Genomic DNA, 21,162 nt, shown 5'->3' with positions numbered 1-21,162 from the left:
TGCTTTTTTATTGTCATCCCAAAACCACCGCCTCTGGCGGTGGTGATTGTTCCTTGTGGCTATAGCCTGAATTACGCCCATGCTAAAAGAGACTTCTTATTCACCACAAGTAAGAGGAAACGAAAAGCATGGGCGATTATAGAAGTTCATCACATGTTTATTGGCGTTGCAAATATCATATTGTTTGGACTCCGAAGTACCGTTTTAAAATTTTAAAAGGAAACCTTGGTAAGGAGTTATATAGGTCAATTTATATCCTTTGCAATATGAAGGGTTGTGAGGTTTTAGAATTAAACGTTCAGATAGACCACGTTCACTTGGTAGTCATAATCCCGCCGAAGCTGTCAGTATCAACGCTGATGGGAGTATTGAAAGGAAGAAGTGCGATAAGGTTATTCAATAAATTCCCTCATGTACGTAAAAAGCTATGGGGCAATAGCTTTTGGGCCAGAGGTTATTTTGTAGATACAGTAGGGGTTAATGAAGAAATCATTAGACGATATGTGCGCCATCAAGATAAACAAGATCAGGAACATGAGGCTCAATTGTCGTTGCAGATGATGTAGGTTCTTGGAATAGCCCCTTCCAGGGGCAAGTCAAAGCCGCCTTCTAAGAAGGCGGATTCTTTACTTACAGTATTTACACAGTTCTTACTTCTCATTCTCTTTGGTAGCATTGCTATAAACGTTTATTTGTTTAAAGATAATACCTCATCCCAAATGAGTGATTTTATGAACAATATTGTTGGTGTTGGCAAATTACTGATGACCATTCCCGTAGGAAATATTCTAGGGGAAGGCGTGCTTTGGGATGATAAAACCCAATCCATTTGGTGGACTGACATTGAAGCTGCTGAAATATTCAATTATTCAATTACGACTCAAAGTCTTCGAACCATTACCATGCCGTACCGAGTAGGTTCATTTGGTCTGACGCAAAATGCAGAGCAACTGATTGTCGCGTTTGATCGTGGTATAGCTTTATACCATTTAAAAACTAGAGAAGTACAATGGCTTGCTACGCCAGAATCACACCTAACGAATAATAGATTTAATGACGGCCGAGTCGACAGGCAAGGGCGCTTCTGGGCCGGCACTATGGTTGAAACTGTGGTCGAAAATGGCCCTTATCCAAGTAGTGATGCGGCACTTTACTGCGTAGGTCATCAAGGCCAATGCTTAAAAGTGTGCGAGAACATCAGCATTTCAAATGGACTCTGCTGGAGTCCAGATGGACTGACTATGTACCATGCCGACTCACCAAAACATGAAATCTTTCAATATGATTTTGATCCAAACACGGTATCAGTCAGTAATAAGCGTTCATTTGTCACAACAGAGAAAATGATTTTCCCTGATGGTTCTGAAGTCGATGCCGCTGGATATATTTGGAACGCCCAATGGGGTGGCGGCCAAGTGGTGCGTTATCGTCCCAACGGCCAAGTTGATCTTACTCTGACATTACCCGTCACCAATCCAACCAGTATTGCCATTGGTGGGCCAAACATGGACTGGCTCATCATCACCAGCGCAAAGCATTCCTTAAGTGCTGAACAATTATTAAATGAGTCACAGGCAGGGAATATTTTCATTTATCAATTACAAAGCAAAAGCATTAGAGGATTATTAATCAATAGGTATGGAGTTTAATCTCTAGCTTTTACATTTAACATAATATACATTGTGCGCAGTTTTATATGGAAGGGATTAGATGTGCCGATAAGTGTTGTGGTAATTGATCTTCGGGATGAAAATCTTTGAACGAATGAATTTATTGGATAACTATTGATCAAGAATTATCAATATATGAACAATTACCATTCAAACAAGCTCAATCACCGATGCCTTTTAAATGGTCTATTGGTTTATTGAATGCACTTTCATGACGTTCGATTTGGCTTGTGTGCAAATACTGCGATGTGGTGTCGATACTTTCATGTCCAGCGTCGGCTTGTACATGGGATAATGGTCTACGGTTAATATTGATATCGTGCGTAATGCCTGTATGGCGAATATTGTGGGCAGTGAGTTTACGCATCTGCGCACCGTCTTGTGCAAAGCCATCGGCCTCAATACTTTCTGCCGCCAGATTGATAATACTTTGAATTTCATCGCGGACTTGACGAATGCCAAGATTGGCATTGAGGATTCCGACATCTCGACCGCGGCCAGCGGCTTTGTGCCGTACAAACAAAGGATGGTTCTCGTTTGGCGCTGGATAATCTGTTAATCCTAAAAACTGACGATATTTAACTAAAGCATCGAGTAACGCTTTTGAGATTGCCACGCTGCGCCTTTTACCGCCTTTACTCAATGGAATATGAAAACTCCAAATACCCGTTTGTTGATTGTGCTTAAACTGATCCATCACCGGTGAATAACCTGCACGTGCAGACACATCTGAGATGCGTAAATAGCAGCAATAAATCAATGAAATAAGAAATAAACTTCTTTGATGTAATTCAGGGGATGCTTCTGCCAGCGCGGTTACAGTTGCCATAATGTATGACCATTGCAATTCAGTGAATGCGAGGCTGTTTTCCTCTTCATGACTCTGGCGCTGATATTGCCGATTGGCCGCGAACCGACTGTGATTCAGCCAGATCTGCGCAGGATTACGCTCACAATATTCTTCGCTTGTCAGGTACGAGTAAAACGAAGACAAAATGGCCATTTTTGTTTTTAACGCATTGTCGCTTAACGCATAAGGCTGGATTTGTCCGAGTCGTTTTTTACCGACAAATGGCCGCCATTGCGGGTTTGGAACCCGTTCTTCATGCATTTTATCAAACTTGAACTGCGGCACATTAAAATAGCCAATCAGTGCTATGGGCGGCGCTTGGCAGTAATCAACGTAATGGCTCATGTCTTTGCGTGTGACTTCAATGGGCGACATTGAAACCACATCAAAACACCAATGCAGAAACGTAGTGAGCTCGCTGCGATAGGCTTTATAGTTGTTTTCGTTGTGCTTTTGTTCAAACAACCAATCACTGGCGTGCTCGATCACTAAGCCCGCATCAGCCACCTTTTTCATGCTGATTTGGGTGATATATTGGTTAACAACACTATTGCCAACTTGTATGAATTCAAATGAGTCAAATAGCGGGATTACTGGAGGAAGTTGCATATTACATCTGAATTATAAGGGTTTCTTATATGATAATACTTAAACGCAAATGCCGATAACGTTATTTATCGGCATCAAGAGAGGTCAGGTTTTTTAGTGCAAGTTGAAAACGTACATTGCTGACACGTAATGCGCTTTTGGCAACAAATCAGGCATAACTGCCACACTTGCTGTTTAGATTGACTGTCCAAGCACCTAAAATCTGCCGCACAGAGGTGTCCATCCTGTATAAGCTGTGCCAGTTTATGGGTTGAAATCGATAAATTAATCTGCTGACTCATGCCCTTACCCTCCTATCATTGTGTGATATTAACAGAATACACAAATGATAACCGTTATCAACAACTCAGTTGAAGGTTTGCCACTCACCTCGCTATTTAATGTAAGATTTTGCACTTCTTTGAAATGTGTCTACTACACTGATTATGTGATCATTATTTTTATTTGAATGAGGTATCGGATGCTGATTGATCTTGCAAAGAAAAACCCGCTGTTTTCCGGTAAAAAGCCTACCGAGACAACTGAGTCAGGTATTCCTTGGAAGGTATTAGTGGTCGATGATGAACCTGATGTTCATACCGTCACTAAGCTTGCCCTCTCACGCTTTAAACTCGATGGCCGCGCCCTCACCTTTATCAATGCCTACAGTGCTGAACAAGCAAAAGAGTTACTCAATCAAGAGCGTGATATCGCCATCGCCTTTATTGATGTTGTGATGGAGAGTGATCATGCAGGCTTAGAGTTAGTGAAATGGATCCGTGAAGAACTCCAAAATAAAACCACACGATTAATCCTGCGCACGGGCCAACCTGGTCAAGCACCTGAAGAAGACGTTATCGTCAATTACGATATTAATGATTACAAAGCCAAAGCTGAACTCGATTCCCGTAAACTCATGACTAGCGTCTACTCTGCCCTGCGCTCCTATCGCGATATTATGGAAATTGAGCAAGCAAGACGTACCCAAATCAACCACCGTAAAGGGCTAGAAAGAGTACTAGAAGCAACATCTGGATTATTTGAGCTGCGCACCCTGCATAAATTTGCCGATGGACTGCTTACTCAAGTCGCCACCCTGCTTAATCTGGATTCAGAAACCCTACTGCTAACGTGCAATGCTATTGATGCGATCAGCGGCCATCTTGATCCCGTGAACATAGAGATCCTCGCAGGCACAGGCCAGTTTTCCAATAAAAACCATATTACTCAATTGCCAGAGCATATCGACCGCTTACTGCGCAATGCGCTCACGCAAAAACGCTGCCTTTATGAAGACAACTGCTTTGTCGGTTACTTCCCCACAAAAAGTGGGTTAATCAATCTATTGTATATGGATGGTATTGATAAAATTGATGATCTTGATAAGAAACTCATTGATATTTTTGCCATCAACGTCGGCGTTGCATTTGAAAACTTGCTGCTCAGTCAAGAAGTTGAAGATACCCAATCTGAGCTCATTCTGCGTTTAGGGGATGTGGTTGAAAGCCGCTCAAAAGAAGCCGCCAATCACGTGAAACGTATGGCGGAATATTGCTCCCAACTCGCTTTACTCGCTGGTTTACCTGAATACGAAGCCGATTTACTGCGCCGCGCCTCACCTATGCATGACATAGGTAAAATAGCGATCCCCGACGCCGTTCTGCTCAAACCCGGTAAGTTAGATGATGAAGAATGGCAAGTCATGCGTCAGCACCCTACGATTGGTCATCAGATTTTGGCGAATTCAGAGCGCCCTATCCTCAAAGCTGCATCGATTATTGCACTGCAACACCATGAAAAATATGATGGTTCTGGTTATCCCGCCAATTTAAAACAAGACGAAATTCATATTTTCGCGCGGATTGTGGCTATTGCAGATGTGTTTGATGCACTTTCCCATGCACGCTGCTATAAAACAGCTTGGCCTTTAGAGGAGGTGTTAGCTGAAATGCGTAAAGGCGCCGCAAAACACTTTGACCCACACTTATTGCAGCTTTTTATCGATAATGTGGATATTTTTGTCAAAGTAAAAGACAACTGGAAGGACAATTAAGCTGCGATAACCAGCGGTAATTGTCCGAATACTTTGAAGGCACTGTGAGGAAATATCAAGCCAGTCTTAGCCGTTGTCATCAGCGAGAAAATCAAACACTGCCGTTTTAGTTTCGCCATTAACGTTGAAACTAACAAAGCCGCGCCAAACCATATAACCACTGCTACAAGATCCATATACCATTTGACCAATATAAGTCATTTTGTCGGTTTGCTTCACATTTACGGGAATAACGCCCATAAACATGTCTCTTCCTTCTAAGCGGATTTGCACATCGGTAATGGGCGAAGACGCTAATAGCGTTAATGTTAATGGCTTTTCGCTTGGTGCATTTGCTGGCGACAGACTAACAGTGAGTTTGATATCGCCCACTTGTTTAACACAATCCCCTGCCGAAAATTGACAAAGTGAAGGATCAAGACTGCTTTTAAGCGTGACTTGCTTAGCATCTTCAGTACAAGCTGTGAGATTGAAGAGAATTAACGCGATGAATAAATAGGGATTAGGACGATTTAGCACAAAGATTAACCTTATGACGCAATATGTTAACATTCTATGGCGTAGGTTGATCTAGATCAACTTTCTACACCCCTTCTTTGGTATCTTTTTTGATATTGCTCAAGTATCATTGCGAAACCTCATATTTGAGCAAAAATATGCAGGGTAACGCATTGACATGACTCAGCAACCTGAATAGGGAAGCTGAGTTTTATGTCATTTTATAACAGGTAAAGCTTGTCTTTACTAAAAGTAAAAGTAATAAGCAGTGGAAGCATTATGATGAACCATTCCCAGCCAACAGGCGCTGATTACAATTACGCCATTGTCCGCCAATTTGCCTTAACCACAGTTTTGTGGGGTATTGTTGGTATGTCAGTCGGCGTATTAATTGCGGCTCAGTTAATCTGGCCTCAGCTGAACTTTGACACTCCTTGGTTAACGTATAGTCGCTTGCGACCATTACACACCAATGCGGTGATCTTCGCGTTCGGTACATCAGCCCTTTTTGCAACATCCTATTATGTCGTACAACGCACCTGTCAAACCCGACTATTTGCACCTAAGTTAGCCGCATTTACGTTTTGGGGATGGCAAGCCATCATTCTGTCAGCAGCTATCACTTTGCCAATGGGTTTCACCCAAGGTAAAGAATACGCTGAATTAGAATGGCCTATCGATATCGCAATTACTATCGTTTGGGTGTCCTACGCTATTGTGTTCTTCGGTACTATTATCAAACGAACGACTTCGCATATTTACGTGGCGAACTGGTTCTTTGGTGCCTTTATTATTACCGTTGCCGTACTACACATAGTTAACTCTATGGCAGTACCAGTCAGTCTGTTCAAGTCATACTCTCTGTATAGCGGCGCTGTCGATGCTATGGTGCAGTGGTGGTATGGTCACAACGCTGTAGGTTTCTTATTAACCGCAGGCTTCTTGGGGATGATGTATTACTTCGTACCTAAGCAAGCGGGTCGTCCTGTGTACTCTTACCGTTTATCTATAGTCCATTTTTGGGCTTTGATCGCACTGTATATTTGGGCTGGTCCTCACCACTTACATTACACAGCTTTACCTGACTGGACTCAGTCTTTAGGTATGGTGATGTCACTGATCCTATTCGCACCTTCTTGGGGCGGTATGATTAACGGTATCATGACCTTGTCTGGTGCTTGGCATAAACTGCGTACTGACCCTGTATTGCGTTTCTTAGTCGTTTCTCTGTCTTTCTACGGTATGTCTACCTTCGAAGGTCCGATGATGGCAATTAAGACAGTTAACGCACTATCACATTATACAGACTGGACTATCGGTCACGTTCACTCCGGCGCGCTAGGCTGGGTTGCAATGGTGTCTATCGGTTCTCTGTATCACTTGATCCCTGTATTGTTCGGCCACGGCCGTATGTACAGCATCAAGTTAGTCAACGTCCATTTCTGGTTAGCGACTATTGGTACTGTGCTTTACATCGTCTCTATGTGGATTTCAGGTGTAATGCAAGGTCTAATGTGGCGCGCAGTGAATGCTGACGGTACTTTGACTTATAGCTTTGTTGAAAGTCTTGAAGCTTCATATCCTTTCTACTTTGTACGTTTCCTTGGCGGTTGTTTCTTCCTGACCGGTATGCTGATCATGGCATACAACGTGATCCGTACTGTGAAAGCCTCTAAAGATTCATTGCCAGCATTGGCTGAACCAACAGCGGCTTAAAGGAGCAAACTCGATGAAATTTAATCATGAGATAGTTGAAAAAAACATCGGTTTGTTAGCGATCTTTACCGTTATCGCTATCAGTTTCGGTAGTCTCGTTGAAATCACACCGTTGATTTTTCAAAAAGATACGACTGAGCCAGTTGAAGGTTTAAAGCCATACACTGCCCTGCAAATTGAAGGCCGTGACATCTATGTTCGTGAAGGTTGTTATAACTGTCACAGCCAGATGATCCGTCCTTTACGTGCAGAAACTGAACGTTATGGTCACTACTCTGTTGCGGGTGAATCAGTTTGGGATCATCCATTCCAATGGGGTTCTAAGCGTACAGGTCCTGATCTTGCCCGTGTTGGCGGTCGTTACAGCGATAAATGGCATGAAGTTCATTTAATCGATCCTCGAGCTGTAGTACCTCAATCGAATATGCCAGGGTTCCCATGGTTAGCCGAAAACAAGTTAGACGGCGAACTGACGGGCGATAAGATGACTATCCTACGTAACATGCATAAAGGCGGTTACAAAGGTAATGATCTTTATACCGATGAAGAAATCGCAGGCGCACAGAAAGCTGTTGTTGGTAAGACAGAGCTGGAAGCCTTGATTGCATATCTTCAGTCTTTGGGTCACGCACTCAAATAAGGAGGCAATATATGGATTACGGCACATTACAAGGCATTTTAACCATCATTGTGATGCTGACCTTCGTCGGTATATTTGCTTGGGCATATAGCTCGCGTCGTCAAAAATCATTTGATGAAGCAGCTAACCTTGTGTTTTCCGATGAGGAAGTCAGCAAGGTATCGAAGGACTCAGGAGAGAATAAGTGATGAGTAGCTTCTGGAGTGTTTGGATTACCGTACTCTCGTTAGTCGTGATCGCGGGTTGTTTTCTATTACTCCGTGTGTGTTCTAAGAACAACACGGGCGTAAAAGAAGGCGAATCCATGGGTCACAGTTTCGACGGTATTGAAGAACTCAATAACCCACTGCCAAAATGGTGGAGTTATATGTTCTATATCACTATCGTGTTTGGCTTGATCTATCTAGCCTTATTTCCTGGTTTAGGTAACTACAAAGGCCTTTTAGGCTGGACGAGTTCTAACCAAAGCATTGGTACTGAACAAGGTATTAAAGCTGATTCTGCCGCAGCCATTGAGCTTGCAGCAAAAGAAGGCCGTTATGTTCAGTATGACCAAGAAGTAAAACACGCTAATGAAAAATATGGCCCAATCTTCGCGGCTTACTTGGCAACACCACTAGAAGAATTAGTGAAAAACCAAGAAGCATTGAAAGTGGGCGGCCGTTTGTTCCTACAAAACTGCGCACAGTGCCATGGCTCTGACGCACGTGGTAGCAAAGGCTTCCCTAATCTCACTGATGGTGACTGGTTATATGGTGGCGACTTAGCCACGATTAAAACCACTATCATGGGTGGTCGTCATGGCATGATGCCGCCGAAAGGTGGTTTGCCAATCGATGACAGCGAAATTGCGGGTTTAGCTGAATACGTTGTTAAATTGTCTGGTCGTGAGCACGATGAAACACTCGCCGCTCAAGGTCAAGGCTCATTCATGAAAGGTTGTTTCGCGTGTCATGGTATGGACGCTAAAGGCAACAAGTTCATGGGTGCTCCAAATTTAACTGACGATGTTTGGTTATATGGCGGTAGCCGCGGCGTGATCGAAGAAACCATTAAACATGGTCGCGCAGGTGTAATGCCAGCGTGGAAAGACGTTCTCGGTGAAGAGAAAGTTCACGTAATCGCAGCTTATGTTTATAGCTTGTCAAACAAGTAATTAGATATGGGTAACGCTAAGGCCTCGAAGACTTCGAGGCCTTTTTTTTTAAAGTGCTAAAACCAGCTTTTAACGGTAAAATGGCGCAAATTTTTTGAATGGGTATCTGACATGAACGAACAACAAGCCTGGTATAAGCAGTTCTGGCCTTGGTTTTTAATTATTCTTCCTTTATGTGCTGTCATCGCAAGTTTTACCACACTGAAAATTGCCCTTACTAACTCGGACTCTTTAGTCGCCGAGGATTACTACAAAGAAGGCAAAGCCATTAATATGGACTTGAGTAAAGTGAAGTATGCCAAACAGATCGGCATGAACTTTTCGCTCGAACAAGCTAATAATGAAATTCTACTGACGCAACAAGGTGGCCCCGCTTCTCAAGCTGCCCTAAAAGTCGAGTTCTACCATCCCACGATTGCCGACAGAGACATCAAGCTCACCGCCACTGCCGATGCCAGTAATGTGTATCGCATTACCGTGCCTGCCACACTGACCGGCCCTTGGGAAGTGCGTCTTGAAAGTTACGATGGCAAATGGCGCATTCACCAGCGCGTTGAATTAAAAGATCACGTCCAACTTTGGCTGAACTGATTGTGGTTGAATTGATTTAGTTGAATAAGAATTGCTATGACACATCCAAGTTGTTTTCACTGCCAAGAGCCCGTGCTGACGGGCCAGCAGTTTGTGACCCGCATCAATGATCGTGATGAACTCATGTGTTGCCCTGGTTGTCAGGCGGTTTCTCAGGCGATTGTCGATGCGGGATTACTCAGTTACTACAAGTTCCGCACTGAACCCGGCAGTAAACAGAACGCCCTCGTCCCCGAAGCCTTAACGCAATTTAGTGCCTATGATTTACCCGAAGTGCAGCAAGACTTTGTCCATTCTGAGGACAATATCGAGTCAGTGTCACTTTCTATCGATGGCATCACCTGCGCGGCCTGTGCTTGGTTGATTGAGCACAAAGTAAAACAACTAACGGGCGTGAGCCAAGTGCTCGTCAACTCGACCACCCAAAGGGCTATGATCAGTTGGGATAAACGCACGGTAAAACTCAGCGATATCCTCGGGCAAATTAGCCGTATTGGTTATCAAGCCGCGCCCTATCAAGTCGATGAGCAAGAGCTCAACAACAAACTCAATAGTCGTAAGTTTTTATTGCGCTTAGGCTTAGCGGGTTTTGCGACCATGCAAGTGATGATGTTCGCCCTCGCCCTCTATACAGGCTACTTCACCGATTTAGATGTGCAGTATCGGGATTATTTCCGTTGGGTCAGCATGATTTTTGCCACACCCGTGGTGCTTTACTCGGCGCAGCCCTTCTATTTCAGTGCTATTCGTACCTTGCTCAGCGGCAAACTCAATATGGATGTGTCTGTGTCCATTGCGATTGGCGGCGCATACGTTGCCAGCTGTTTTGCCACAGTAAATGGCACAGGCGAAGTGTATTTTGAATCAGTGTCCATGTTTACCTTCTTCCTGTTATTGGGACGCTACTTCGAGCAGAAAGCCAGACAAAAGGCCTCGGTCAGCTCGAGTAATTTGCATAAGTTGGTACCGCTCACAGCGCACTTAGTGAACGACAATGGTCAGGAAGAAATTCCCGCCAAAAAGTTACGTCTCAATGATGTGATCCTCGTCAAACCGGGTGAAATGATTGCAGCCGATGGTGTAGTGATTGAAGGTCACACTAGCATCAATGAAGCTATGCTCACCGGCGAGCAAATGCCAATTGAAAAAACTATTGCTAGCCAAGTTTACGCAGGCACAATCAACGTCGACCAACCCATCAAAGTTAGCGTCACAGCGCTAGGGCAAGACCAACTTGTGGCTGAGATTATTCGACTGCAGGAGCTTGCATCCAATACTAAACCTGCAATTGCGCTATTAGCCGATAAATTATCGCGTTATTTCTCGGGCACAATCCTGACCATAGCGACAATCACCTATTTGGTTTGGCATCAAATTTCCCCTGAGGATGCCTTTTGGGTAACACTTTCGGTTTTGGTCGCCACTTGTCCTTGCGCCTTAGCACTGGCCACACCGACCGCCGTCACCTGCGCGACCGCTATTTTTACTCGCCTTGGGATTATTACTCGCAAAGCCGGTGTATTTGAAAAACTGCCACAGATCAAACATGTTGTCTTTGATAAAACCGGCACCCTCACCTGTGGTACCCTCTCTATCGGGCAAACGCAGTGCATGGCCGATTTAACCAAGACGCAAGCCTTAGCCATTGCCGCAGCGCTGGAAACAGGCTCTCGCCACCCGATTGCCGCGGCATTTGCCGTATTTGCCGATAATGCATTGGTTACCGAAGAGGTTCACCATGAAGTCGGCTTTGGCGTTCGAGGCCGAATTGATGGCACTGATTACTTAATTGGCAATGCAGTATTTACCGGCGCGAGTATTGATAGTCGTGACCCAACCCAAAAGATTTGGTTAGCACGTTCATGCAATGAGCTGCTTGAAGTACTGGCAAGCTTTGAAATTCAAGACAATATCCGCCAAGACAGCAAAGCCACGGTTGAGATGTTAAAGCAGCAAGGTTGCCGCATCAGTATTGCCAGCGGCGATAGCTCGGGGCATGTACATCAACTGGCAAAAGAGCTGGGGATTGACGATGTGCACAGCGGCTTAACGCCTGCAGATAAACTTGCCCTTGTGACCCGATTACAACAGCATACAAGGGTTGCCATGTTTGGCGATGGCATCAACGATGCGCCTGTGCTTGCGGGCGCCGATTTGTCGGTGGCTATGGGCAGCGGCAGTGCTATCGCGAAAAACAGTGCCGATTTAATTTTATTGGGGGATCATCTGTCCCGCTTCACCCAAGCCGTTAGCGTCGCGAAACTGACGACACAGATTATCAGACAAAATTTAGCGTGGGCGCTGGGTTACAACGCCCTGATCTTGCCCTTAGCCGTTACCGGCCATGTGGCACCTTATATCGCCGCCATTGGCATGTCGGCAAGTTCTTTGATTGTGGTCGGTAATAGCCTGAGATTATTGCGGGTTAAAGTGTGATCACAATAACAGTAAAACCAGAATAGTAAGAGGTCATTATGGAAATTATTTATGTGCTTATCCCCATTGCAATGATCTTTGTCGCCATCGCTGTAATGGTATTTTTTTGGGCTGTGAAATCCGAACAATTTGACGATTTAGACCGCCAAAGTGTGTCGATATTATTCGACGAAGACACTGTTAAACCAAACAGCCATCCCGTGCCTGAAAAAGAGCAAGCCGAAGCAGCGCAAGAAAAAGGCATGCCTCTGTGATTGAGTACACAGTGATTGAGTACAATGTCACTGGCGCTTTTCTCGTTGGCCTCATGGGCGCCGCACATTGCTTTGGCATGTGTGGCGGTTTAGTGGGCGCGTTCTCAGCCCAAATCCCCAATGGCAAAACAGGCAATCTGCTGGCGCATCAGCTTAAATATTTACTGAGTTACAATCTTGGGCGTATTTTGAGTTACACCTTAGCGGGCGCCTTAGTGGGCGCTTCGGCGGCAGGTCTTGGTCACTTATTTGAACTGGATACTTATCTGATTGTGCTGCGTATCTTTGCCGGACTGATGATGATCGCAACTGGGCTGTATATCGCCAAAATTTGGGTTGGAATCGTGCAGATTGAGCGCGTTGGCCAATGGTTATGGCAATATTTAAAACCCATAGCGCAACGCCTTGTGCCTATCAAAAACCCGAGCCAAGCGGTCATGGCGGGATTCATTTGGGGCTGGCTCCCCTGCGGCCTCGTCTATAGCACCTTAACTTGGTCGGTCGCATCTGGTTCTGCCAGCCAAGGCGCTTTGATAATGTTGGCCTTTGGATTAGGCACCTTACCCGCCCTATTGAGCGCTGGCGTGGCAGCAAAACGACTCGCTGCTTGGGTTCAACAGAAAACCGTTAGACTATTGAGCGGCTTACTGTTAATTGCGTTTGGTGGTCAAACTTTATATATCGCACTCGCGCAGCTAAACTAGCCCAAGTGAGTGAATTGGTTTAACATGGCTGCAGTGGATAAACTTGAGAATCAACATGACAATTGAACAAAATAAGAATCGTCGTCCTGCCGCTAGCGGATGCACAATCCATTGTCACGATTGCAGTATGGGTACCCTTTGTATTCCTTTTACCCTCAATGCAAGTGAGCTAGATCAGCTCGATGATATTATTGAGCGTAAAAAGCCGATCCAAAAAGGCGAGCAAATTTTTAAATCGGGTGATGCGTTAAAATCCCTGTTTGCGATTCGCTCTGGCACCATCAAAAGTTACACTATTACCGAGCAAGGCGATGAGCAGATCACCGGCTTCCACTTAGCGGGTGATGTGATTGGTTTTGACGGTATCCACGCCCAGTTGCACCAGAGTTTTGCACAGGCACTCGAGACCTCCATGGTCTGTGAAATCCCCTTTAACATCCTCGATGAACTTTCAGGCACTATGCCTAAATTGCGTCAGCAGATCATGCGCCTGATGAGCAATGAGATCATGAGCGATCAAGAAATGATCCTGCTACTCAGCAAGAAAAATGCCGAAGAACGTCTGGCAGCCTTTATCAGTAATCTGGCTAATCGTTTTGGTAGCCGTGGCTTCTCGCCCAAAGAATTCCGCTTAACCATGACCCGCGGTGACATTGGTAATTATCTCGGTTTGACCGTAGAGACCATCAGTCGCTTACTTGGGCGTTTCCAAAAATCAGGCTTGATTGAAGTTAAGGGAAAGTACATCACTATCCTCGACTCGCAAGAGCTGAATCTGTTAGCGGGTAATTCGCGCATAGCGAGATAGTTCACCGCAAGAGTGTTTGCTGCAATAAAGTTAAGCGCAGCATGATAGTTAAGTGCAAGAGAGTTACGCGCTAGGTCCTTGTCATGAATGGCAAGAACAATTCAGTTGAAAAACCGGGACTGGCTAGACATGTCATACAGATTAAGGCATGATTTTTAAGCGAGTTTTAATCAATTTCGAATGAGTTTGATCTAGAACAATACAGCTAACTGCCAAAGGCTCATGATGATATTGAGCCTATGACTAAAGGAACCTCCCATGAAGGATTATCAAAAAATACTGGTTGTGGTTGACCCTACCACAGAGAATCAAGTTGCCCTCGCACGAGCGGCGACCTTGGCCAGTAAATGCAACGCTCAAGTCACTGTGTTTCTTTCTATCTTCGATTTTTCCTATGAGATGACTTCGATTCTGTCGAATCAAGAGCGCGAAGCCATGCGTCAAGGCGTCATAGATCAACGTCTCGCTTGGATCCAAGACTTACTCGCCGCTTACACTCATCTGCAACTCAATATTGATACCCAAGTCATTTGGCATAACCGCCCCTTCGAAAGCATTATTAATCATGCAATTTCAGGACAATACGATTTGATTGTTAAAGGCACCCATGCCCACGACAAACTCAAAGCGGTGATCTTCACCCCAACCGATTGGCATTTAATGCGTAAAGCACCTGTGCCTGTGTTGATGGTGAAAGCCCATGACTGGCCAGCGGCGGGCAAAATCCTTTGCGCTGTGAATGTGGCAACCGAAGATACCGATCATCAAATGCTTAACGGTAAAATCATCGAGCATGCAAAAGATTTAGCGGATAAGTTCTCTGCCGAAGTGCATTTAGTCAATGGCTATCCCGGTACGCCGGTAAACTTAGCCATTGAATTACCGGACTTTGATGCCCAGTCCTACAACGAAACCATTCGCATGCAGCATGAGCAGCGCGTGAGTTACCTTGCTGGCGCTTATGATATCAATCCAAATCATTGCCATGTTAAAGAAGGTTTGCCAGAGGATGTGATCCCTGAGCTTGCTGAAAAACTCGATGCCGAATTAGTGATCTTAGGCACTGTCGGTCGCACCGGATTTTCAGCGGCACTGATTGGCAATACTGCAGAGCATGTTATCGATAGCATCAACTGCGATTTACTGGCCATCAAACCCGACGGTTACAAATCACCGTTAGAAGAAGCCTAAGCGATACGCGGCACTTTACCCCGCCAAAGATAGCTGGAATAATACGCGCCCTGAAACTGAGTTACTGGGCGCTTTTTTATGCTTGAAGCTATATCTGAAGTTACGGCAAATCCTATGTCTGAAGAGTTATCAAAAAAACACACTACCCGTCTGAATAAATTACAGAAACGTCTGCGTCGTGAAGTGGGTAGCGCAATCGCCGATTACAATATGATTGAAGATGGCGATAAGATCATGTGCTGCCTCAGTGGCGGTAAAGACAGCTATGCGATGCTCGATATTTTGATGAATCTGCAGCAACGCGCGCCCATTCAGTTTGAAATCATTGCGGTTAATTTAGATCAAAAGCAACCCGGCTTTCCTGAGCACGTGCTGCCCGCCTATTTAGATAAGCTCAATGTGCCTTATCACATCCTCGAGAAAGACACTTACTCGATAGTGAAAGATAAAATCCCTGAAGGTAAAACTACCTGTTCCCTGTGCTCTCGCCTACGACGCGGCACGCTCTATGGCTTTGCCCAGCGCATCGGCGCCACTAAAATCGCCCTAGGCCACCACAGGGATGACATTATCGAGACCTTGTTCTTGAACATGTTCTTTGGCGGTAAGATGAAAGCTATGCCACCAAAGCTGCTGTCGGATGATGGCGCTAATGTGGTCATTCGCCCTCTTGCCTATTGCCGTGAAAAAGATCTCGAAGAATATGCCAACTTAAGAGAATTCCCGATCATCCCTTGTAACTTGTGTGGCTCGCAGGAAAACTTAAAGCGCGCCGCAGTCAAAGACATGCTTAATCAGTGGGATAGACAGTACCCTGGTCGTATTGAAACGATTTTCACCGCCATGCAAAACACCGCACCATCACAGGGTGTTGACCGTGAGCAGTTCGACTTTGTGTCTCTAACGCGTGACCCAGATGCGCCTATGCGTGGTGATGTTGCCGAAGCTAATCTGCCCGCATTCGATTTCCTTGATATCGCCAACAGCGGCCGTATTGATTTGGATGCGGCAAAACGCATTGATATCGTTAACACTTATGAAGTCTAACTAAGTCTGAATTAGCGCCTTAGTCAGTAAAAGGAGTTAACCCAAAGAAAGTATGCAAGATAAATTAGCTAAACAAAAATGCCCACATTAAGTGGGCATTTTTATGGCTACAAAATAAGTTAAGACTGCCTACACTATCTTTGAGCCCGTGCTTCTGAATCGATTTTTTCAAGATGCCAATTCAACAAGGCAAAGAGGATCACTTCACCCAAGGACTCAACACTAATGGCTGGGCACTGAAGCTTAGCGTCGTGATGTTTTCAAGCTCATTCGCGGCTAATTTATAACTGCCCTTAACGGCTTGTTCACGGCCATTAAGGTGTACATACACTTCTTGCTCGGGTTTGAATTCAAAGTTAAGGCCGGCAATGGACTCCCTAAAATAACGCATCGGGAAGCCTTGCATAGCGCCAAGCAGCGTGTCCATTTCGGTCACAATTTGCTGTAAACGCGCTTTATCGTACTCGGCTAATGTTTGCTTAGCTCTGACTTGCATCGCGATAGCGCATCCCTCAGCACTGCCGGCAAAATTGAGATTAACCAAGGCACGCTGATCTTTTAAATCATCATCTAAGGGAATAAATAACCGCTGAGCATAGGTATACGTCAGTGGCGTTGATGTTTTTTCACTGGAAATAGAACCGCTCTGGATCAAACAGTTCTTTTGCATTGGAACACTAAAAGCCACTTCTACGAGTTGATAACCGCCCTTGTTGACTTGTTTTAACCTATCATAAAAACCTTTATATTCAAGGGATACAGTTTCTGCAGCGGCGCTAGTTGCCAGTAAACAGAGGCCACTAAACAACAGTTTTTTATACATCGACATTCACCAAATATTTTTCATTATGACGTAACATATCAAGCAGCTCATCAATATAAGCTTCTTGTCTTTCAGAATAATTCACGAGTCCATAAATCAATTGATCCGCTGTCGGCTCTAGCTCCTGTGAGCGTAAATCGGCACGGATAGAACGAAATAGCGCATAGGCTGTATTGGAATTTAAATTGCGCATGTAGGACGAAACGGACTCGTCGACCGATGAAAACACTTTCACCTCATGGCTCTTACCTGTTCCCCGTGAAGATGGCACTATGCCGCAGCCAGCAGTAAAACACCATTCACCAAAAAAGTTAAAGCCTTCACGGGCAAAACGTGAGCTGCCCCAACCGGATTCATTCGCGGCTTGGATCAGCACCATAGATTCAGGCACAATATCGACGCGCTTTAGTAAGCTTGCTAAGGATTTAGCATCGACGTTTCGCGCCGCATATTGGTATTTGTCGAATAGCGTATTAAGCTGCCCGAGTTGGGTCTCAGATAAACTCTTGCCATTCTCTACCAAAGCGAGCATTTCACTGACAAACTCACGTTCCATCGAGATGATGGCATTCTGCTGCTGCACAATCGGCCGCAGAAAATCAAAAAAGGCTTTCTTCTTTTCGGTGATATCGTTGATCGCAGAGAAGTCAGGAACTTGCGTAACAGGATCGACAGCGTCAACGAGTTGGGTCGCAATGGCAGATGAATCATTCGTGTTCGGAATAATCCAAACGCGCAATGCAAAAATCGCCACTATGACCATGGCTAATGCCAATGTAAACGAACCGATTCTACCTGTTTTCAATAGTTCACCTTAAGTGTGACGCCCGTATTGGGCAAATAAAGCGCGGATTATAAGCTAATTGTCAGATTTAACGAAATTTGCACGCCGTCACTGTCAATAAATCAAGTACCAGGCTCATTAACTCAGGTACAATATTGCGCCTTAGGCGCCACTCTAGAGCCCTATCTGTGCCATACATGTATGCTTGCCGTATGACAGTCGATAATGGGTGCAAGCTTTCGACTGAGCTTTTATACTAAGGTTCCTTAACGCAGTGACATTGCACAGCAGCACTTACGTCATCCTGTTTTATAAGTAACCTGAGCTCGGGATAAGCAGAGCCGCTGAATAGGCATCTTTTCGGGTCTCTCTGCGTTGCTCTGTCTAACCATAGCTCGCTATGGCGTACGACAGAGCGCCTTGATATGCGCAAAAATCTGCGCATTCAGTCAGGAAATAGATTTTTCTTTTAAAACGAATCATTTATAGCATTGATTTAGTTTGTTAAATTTAGATTTTTCGACACTCGTTATCCCGAGTTCAGGTTAAGTAAGTCAGTAATGACAGTAACATTCATATTTTCGGGTATTCAGGAAGGAAGAACCCAGATGCAGCATTTGATGTTAAATCAATTTGAACGTGTCGTCGCCATTGGCGGAGGCCATGGTTTAGGCCGAGTATTATCTTCACTCGATTTTTTAGGCAGCCGTTTAACGGGGATTGTCGCGACCACAGATAATGGTGGCTCGACCGGTAGACTCAGAGCAGAGCAGGACTGTATTGCTTGGGGCGATTTACGCAACTGCCTATCCCATCTAGCCAATCGCCCTTCCGTCGGCTCACAACTGTTCGAATACCGTTTCCAAGGAGAGACTGAGCTTAGCGGCCATAATCTGGGTAATCTTATTTTACTGGCGCTTGATCAACTGTGTGTTCGTCCATTAGAAGCGGTTAATCTCATCCGTAACTTACTCAAGATTGAAACCCAGCTGATCCCTATGTCTGAGCAACCCACGCACTTAGTGGCTCTGCAAGCTTGTGGCAGTAAAGTTTTTGGGGAGATCAATGTCGACAGTATGGATGAAGCGCCTATCGCGCTCTGCCTTGAGCCACAGGTCGATGCCACCTTTGAAGCCTGTGAGGCCGTTCGGCACGCAGATTTAGTTATCCTAGGCCCTGGCAGCTTCTTAACCAGTATCATGCCGCCGCTGCTGTTACCTAAGTTCGCCAAAAGCCTCGCCGCGACTAAAGCACAGGTGATCTTTATCGATAACCTGGCCGAAGAAGCCTCACCCGCGGGTCGATTTAGCATTGAGCAACGTATCGCTTGGTGTCATCAAGTGATTGGCAAGCCCATCATTCACAAAGTGTTACGTCATGGCGAACAAACGCGTTTAGGGCCACTGATCAACTATTTTCCGTTGAAGAATCGCCATAACCCGAACTTGCATGATCAAGCGAACTTATTAGATGCATTAAGCGCCCTATTGCGGATCAAATCTGAGCTCACGCTGCAATCGCACCAACCTCTCGCGCTTAGCTGTTAATCACTGAATAGCCTGCACGTACTGACACAATAAAAACATAAAGGACAGCAAATGCTGTCCTTTATGTTTGAAGGCTAAAGAGAAATTCCTTTAGCCTCATTCTATAACCTAATAAGCCTTACAAGACTTGGGCGATGGCTTTACAGATCACTGGCATATTGGTCTTAGTCATGCCTGCAACGCTAATGCGTCCTGAACCAACGATATAAACCCCAAACTCGTCTTTCAAGCGCGCCACTTGGGCTTTATTCAAACCAGAGAAACTGAACATACCATTTTGGCGAGAAATAAAGCTAAAGTCCTGAGTCACGCCTTCAGCCTTTAAGCTGTCAACGAACAGAGTACGCATTTCGGCGATACGCTCACGCATCTCTTTGACTTCCTGCACCCACATGGCTTTCAGGTCTGCGTCATTTAAGATTGTGCTGACAATCAGTGCGCCATGTGCTGGCGGGTTAGAATAGTTTGCACGTATGGTACGTTTCACTTGGCTAAAGGCACGCACTGCAGCATCAGCATCTTCAGCCACCACAGTTACGGCGCCGATACGTTCGTTGTACAAACCAAAGTTTTTAGAGAAAGAGTTAGCAACCAGCAGCTCAGGCACTTTTGATGCCACTAAACGAAGACCTGCGGCATCTTCTTCAATTCCAGCACCAAAACCTTGGTATGCAAAGTCAAACAATGGCACAAGTTTCTTATCGGCACACAATTGGGCTACGAGTTCCCATTGAGCCAAGGTTAAATCGATGCCGGTTGGGTTATGGCAGCAACCGTGTAGCAGCACGACATCGCCCGTATTCGCGTGAGACAAGTCCGTCATCATGGTATCAAAATCGATATCATGGGCTTCTGCATTGTAATAACCGTACTCTTTAACGGTTAAACCCGCGGTTTCAAAAATATTCTGATGGTTAGCCCACGTTGGATTGCTCACCCAAATAGTGTACGAATCGGTATTACGCAGTAAAAACTCAGCAGCAATACGCAGTGCACCTGTACCACCTGGTGCTTGCGCTGTGGCAGCACGGCCAGAAGTGATTAACTCGCAGCCCTCACCGAATAACAATGTTTGCACAACATGGTTATACGCTTGCACGCCTTCAATGCCTAAGTAGTTTTTGGTCTTCTCTTGCTCAAGTAAAATAGCCTCGGCTTTTTTCACTGAAGCCAGCACAGGGGTTTGTCCAGCCTCATCCTTATAAATACCGACACCCAAATTGACTTTATCCTGACGGGGATCAGCCTTAAAGGTATCGGTTAAACCAAGAATCGGATCAGCGGGTGCGAGTAATACCTGAGAGAAAATCATGACTACGTATCCTAATATGCGCGTGTAGGGGAAATTTCGGCTTATTTATACCACTGTCTTTAAGGGGGTAATAGCTACTTAAGCACCTTCTTAGGGAAATTCTTACGCTATTGTAGATTTACCAAAAAAAAGTGTCTTTTGTTATGTAATTATAAGCATAAATATGAAATTACTTATATAAAGTTATTTATAACATCTAGATCACAAAAACCTGCTGTTTTATATTGTAGAAAAGAATCGCGCGCTGATGTCGCAATACTGAATGCCGGAAATGTGAGCTGAACCCATGGCCAATCCTAACCGGACCTAGCCTAAGAATGATCAGATAAGACACGAGGTGAAGCATTGTGGAGTTCGGGCTTTGAGATGCGATAAAGCAAAAAAGCCCTGACATGAGTCAGGGCTTTTCTGTTTTTTGGTACCCGAGGCCAGACTTGAACTGGCACGCTGTTACCAGCGAGGGATTTTAAATCCCTTGTGTCTACCGATTCCAC

Annotated in this window: 20 protein-coding genes and 1 pseudogene; 15 read left to right on the top strand and 6 right to left on the bottom strand. The window is 45.1% G+C overall.

The window, feature by feature from the left end; all coding sequences use genetic code 11:
* Positions 1-128: 128 nt before the first annotated feature.
* Positions 129-566 (top strand): IS200/IS605-like element ISSod23 family transposase, encoded by a 438-nt coding sequence (gene tnpA / locus BM607_RS05480; RefSeq protein WP_012088248.1) that lies wholly within the window; start codon positions 129-131, stop codon positions 564-566.
* A gap of 165 nt (positions 567-731) precedes the next feature.
* The gene (locus BM607_RS05475; protein WP_071939834.1) at positions 732-1,649 is read left to right on the top strand and encodes an SMP-30/gluconolactonase/LRE family protein; all 918 of its coding nucleotides are present in this window, start codon (positions 732-734) and stop codon (positions 1,647-1,649) included.
* A gap of 181 nt (positions 1,650-1,830) precedes the next feature.
* On the opposite strand, the gene BM607_RS05470 is transcribed toward BM607_RS05475, so the two are convergent.
* Positions 1,831-3,129 carry a site-specific integrase gene (locus BM607_RS05470; protein WP_071939833.1) on the bottom strand — a complete coding sequence of 433 codons (1,299 nt, stop codon included), beginning with the start codon at positions 3,127-3,129 and terminating at the stop codon, positions 1,831-1,833.
* Positions 3,130-3,190: 61 nt separating this feature from the next.
* Positions 3,191-3,410: pseudogene (locus tag BM607_RS22285) on the bottom strand (hypothetical protein).
* A gap of 179 nt (positions 3,411-3,589) precedes the next feature.
* On the opposite strand from BM607_RS22285, the gene BM607_RS05460 reads away from it, so the two are divergent.
* Complete coding sequence (locus BM607_RS05460) at positions 3,590-5,161, top strand: DUF3369 domain-containing protein (RefSeq protein WP_071939831.1); 1,572 nt, start codon at positions 3,590-3,592, stop codon at positions 5,159-5,161.
* Positions 5,162-5,227: 66 nt separating this feature from the next.
* Here the strand turns inward: BM607_RS05460 and BM607_RS05455 are convergent, their stop codons facing one another.
* Entirely contained in the window at positions 5,228-5,680 is a 453-nt protein-coding gene (locus BM607_RS05455) for a hypothetical protein (protein ID WP_071939830.1), read from the bottom strand.
* 258 nt (positions 5,681-5,938) lie between these two features.
* On the opposite strand from BM607_RS05455, the gene ccoN reads away from it, so the two are divergent.
* From ccoN to ttcA, 11 genes are all read left to right on the top strand, one after another.
* Positions 5,939-7,375, top strand: coding sequence for a cytochrome-c oxidase, cbb3-type subunit I (gene ccoN / locus BM607_RS05450; RefSeq protein WP_006081607.1), 1,437 nt, complete (start codon positions 5,939-5,941; stop codon positions 7,373-7,375).
* Between the two features lie 13 nt (positions 7,376-7,388).
* On the top strand, positions 7,389-8,015 hold the full coding sequence (gene ccoO, locus BM607_RS05445) for a cytochrome-c oxidase, cbb3-type subunit II (protein ID WP_071939829.1): 627 nt from the start codon (positions 7,389-7,391) through the stop codon (positions 8,013-8,015).
* A gap of 11 nt (positions 8,016-8,026) precedes the next feature.
* Positions 8,027-8,203, top strand: coding sequence for a CcoQ/FixQ family Cbb3-type cytochrome c oxidase assembly chaperone (locus BM607_RS05440; protein WP_006081605.1), 177 nt, complete (start codon positions 8,027-8,029; stop codon positions 8,201-8,203).
* A complete protein-coding gene (gene ccoP, locus BM607_RS05435; protein WP_071939828.1) occupies positions 8,203-9,171 on the top strand; it encodes a cytochrome-c oxidase, cbb3-type subunit III in 969 nt (322 codons plus the stop codon). Before BM607_RS05440 ends, ccoP begins: the two co-directional genes overlap by 1 nt.
* Positions 9,172-9,282: 111 nt before the next feature.
* Positions 9,283-9,762, top strand: coding sequence for a FixH family protein (locus BM607_RS05430; RefSeq protein WP_006081603.1), 480 nt, complete (start codon positions 9,283-9,285; stop codon positions 9,760-9,762).
* 36 nt (positions 9,763-9,798) lie between these two features.
* Positions 9,799-12,198 carry a heavy metal translocating P-type ATPase metal-binding domain-containing protein gene (locus tag BM607_RS05425; RefSeq protein ID WP_071939827.1) on the top strand — a complete coding sequence of 800 codons (2,400 nt, stop codon included), beginning with the start codon at positions 9,799-9,801 and terminating at the stop codon, positions 12,196-12,198.
* Positions 12,199-12,236: 38 nt separating this feature from the next.
* Entirely contained in the window at positions 12,237-12,452 is a 216-nt protein-coding gene (ccoS, locus tag BM607_RS05420) for a cbb3-type cytochrome oxidase assembly protein CcoS (RefSeq protein ID WP_071939826.1), read from the top strand.
* Positions 12,453-12,463: 11 nt separating this feature from the next.
* Positions 12,464-13,156: a sulfite exporter TauE/SafE family protein gene (locus BM607_RS05415; protein ID WP_071939892.1), complete on the top strand. Its 693-nt coding sequence runs from the start codon at positions 12,464-12,466 to the stop codon at positions 13,154-13,156.
* 55 nt (positions 13,157-13,211) lie between these two features.
* Entirely contained in the window at positions 13,212-13,964 is a 753-nt protein-coding gene (gene etrA / locus BM607_RS05410) for an electron transport transcriptional regulator EtrA (RefSeq protein ID WP_006081599.1), read from the top strand.
* 258 nt (positions 13,965-14,222) lie between these two features.
* Complete coding sequence (gene uspE, locus BM607_RS05405; protein ID WP_071939825.1) at positions 14,223-15,155, top strand: universal stress protein UspE; 933 nt, start codon at positions 14,223-14,225, stop codon at positions 15,153-15,155.
* Positions 15,156-15,233: 78 nt separating this feature from the next.
* A complete protein-coding gene (gene ttcA, locus BM607_RS05400; RefSeq protein ID WP_006081597.1) occupies positions 15,234-16,202 on the top strand; it encodes a tRNA 2-thiocytidine(32) synthetase TtcA in 969 nt (322 codons plus the stop codon).
* Positions 16,203-16,401: 199 nt separating this feature from the next.
* Here ttcA and BM607_RS05395 read toward each other — a convergent pair whose 3' ends face one another.
* Both BM607_RS05395 and BM607_RS05390 read right to left on the bottom strand, forming a co-directional pair.
* Positions 16,402-17,025 (bottom strand): DUF2987 domain-containing protein, encoded by a 624-nt coding sequence (locus BM607_RS05395; RefSeq protein ID WP_071939824.1) that lies wholly within the window; start codon positions 17,023-17,025, stop codon positions 16,402-16,404.
* Complete coding sequence (locus BM607_RS05390) at positions 17,018-17,830, bottom strand: glucosaminidase domain-containing protein (protein ID WP_071939823.1); 813 nt, start codon at positions 17,828-17,830, stop codon at positions 17,018-17,020. The genes BM607_RS05395 and BM607_RS05390 overlap by 8 nt, the downstream gene beginning before the upstream one ends.
* A 587-nt stretch (positions 17,831-18,417) precedes the next feature.
* On the opposite strand from BM607_RS05390, the gene BM607_RS05385 reads away from it, so the two are divergent.
* On the top strand, positions 18,418-19,356 hold the full coding sequence (locus BM607_RS05385) for a YvcK family protein (RefSeq protein WP_006081594.1): 939 nt from the start codon (positions 18,418-18,420) through the stop codon (positions 19,354-19,356).
* A 118-nt stretch (positions 19,357-19,474) separates the two neighbouring features.
* Here the strand turns inward: BM607_RS05385 and BM607_RS05380 are convergent, their stop codons facing one another.
* Positions 19,475-20,668 carry an amino acid aminotransferase gene (locus BM607_RS05380; protein ID WP_071939822.1) on the bottom strand — a complete coding sequence of 398 codons (1,194 nt, stop codon included), beginning with the start codon at positions 20,666-20,668 and terminating at the stop codon, positions 19,475-19,477.
* Between the last annotated feature and the right edge of the window lie 494 nt (positions 20,669-21,162).

Source organism: Shewanella sp. SACH (assembly GCF_001887095.2).
Taxonomy (GTDB): Bacteria; Pseudomonadota; Gammaproteobacteria; order Enterobacterales; family Shewanellaceae; genus Shewanella; species Shewanella baltica.
This window is presented reverse-complemented; position numbering and strand designations above follow the sequence as displayed.

Bases quoted from the DNA above. Each gene is read 5' to 3' on its own strand.
- ccoO (WP_071939829.1), top strand. From the start codon at position 7,389: ATGAAATTTAATCATGAGATAGTTGAAAAAAACATCGGTTTGTTAGCG.
- BM607_RS05470 (WP_071939833.1), bottom strand. From the start codon at position 3,129: ATGCAACTTCCTCCAGTAATCCCGCTATTTGACTCATTTGAATTCATA.
- uspE (WP_071939825.1), top strand. From the start codon at position 14,223: ATGAAGGATTATCAAAAAATACTGGTTGTGGTTGACCCTACCACAGAG.
- ttcA (WP_006081597.1), top strand. From the start codon at position 15,234: ATGCTTGAAGCTATATCTGAAGTTACGGCAAATCCTATGTCTGAAGAG.
- BM607_RS05425 (WP_071939827.1), top strand. From the start codon at position 9,799: ATGACACATCCAAGTTGTTTTCACTGCCAAGAGCCCGTGCTGACGGGC.
- BM607_RS05385 (WP_006081594.1), top strand. From the start codon at position 18,418: ATGCAGCATTTGATGTTAAATCAATTTGAACGTGTCGTCGCCATTGGC.
- BM607_RS05440 (WP_006081605.1), top strand. From the start codon at position 8,027: ATGGATTACGGCACATTACAAGGCATTTTAACCATCATTGTGATGCTG.
- BM607_RS05395 (WP_071939824.1), bottom strand. From the start codon at position 17,025: ATGTATAAAAAACTGTTGTTTAGTGGCCTCTGTTTACTGGCAACTAGC.
- BM607_RS05460 (WP_071939831.1), top strand. From the start codon at position 3,590: ATGCTGATTGATCTTGCAAAGAAAAACCCGCTGTTTTCCGGTAAAAAG.
- etrA (WP_006081599.1), top strand. From the start codon at position 13,212: ATGACAATTGAACAAAATAAGAATCGTCGTCCTGCCGCTAGCGGATGC.
- ccoP (WP_071939828.1), top strand. From the start codon at position 8,203: ATGAGTAGCTTCTGGAGTGTTTGGATTACCGTACTCTCGTTAGTCGTG.
- BM607_RS05475 (WP_071939834.1), top strand. From the start codon at position 732: ATGAACAATATTGTTGGTGTTGGCAAATTACTGATGACCATTCCCGTA.
- BM607_RS05430 (WP_006081603.1), top strand. From the start codon at position 9,283: ATGAACGAACAACAAGCCTGGTATAAGCAGTTCTGGCCTTGGTTTTTA.
- ccoN (WP_006081607.1), top strand. From the start codon at position 5,939: ATGATGAACCATTCCCAGCCAACAGGCGCTGATTACAATTACGCCATT.
- ccoS (WP_071939826.1), top strand. From the start codon at position 12,237: ATGGAAATTATTTATGTGCTTATCCCCATTGCAATGATCTTTGTCGCC.
- BM607_RS05380 (WP_071939822.1), bottom strand. From the start codon at position 20,668: ATGATTTTCTCTCAGGTATTACTCGCACCCGCTGATCCGATTCTTGGT.
- tnpA (WP_012088248.1), top strand. From the start codon at position 129: ATGGGCGATTATAGAAGTTCATCACATGTTTATTGGCGTTGCAAATAT.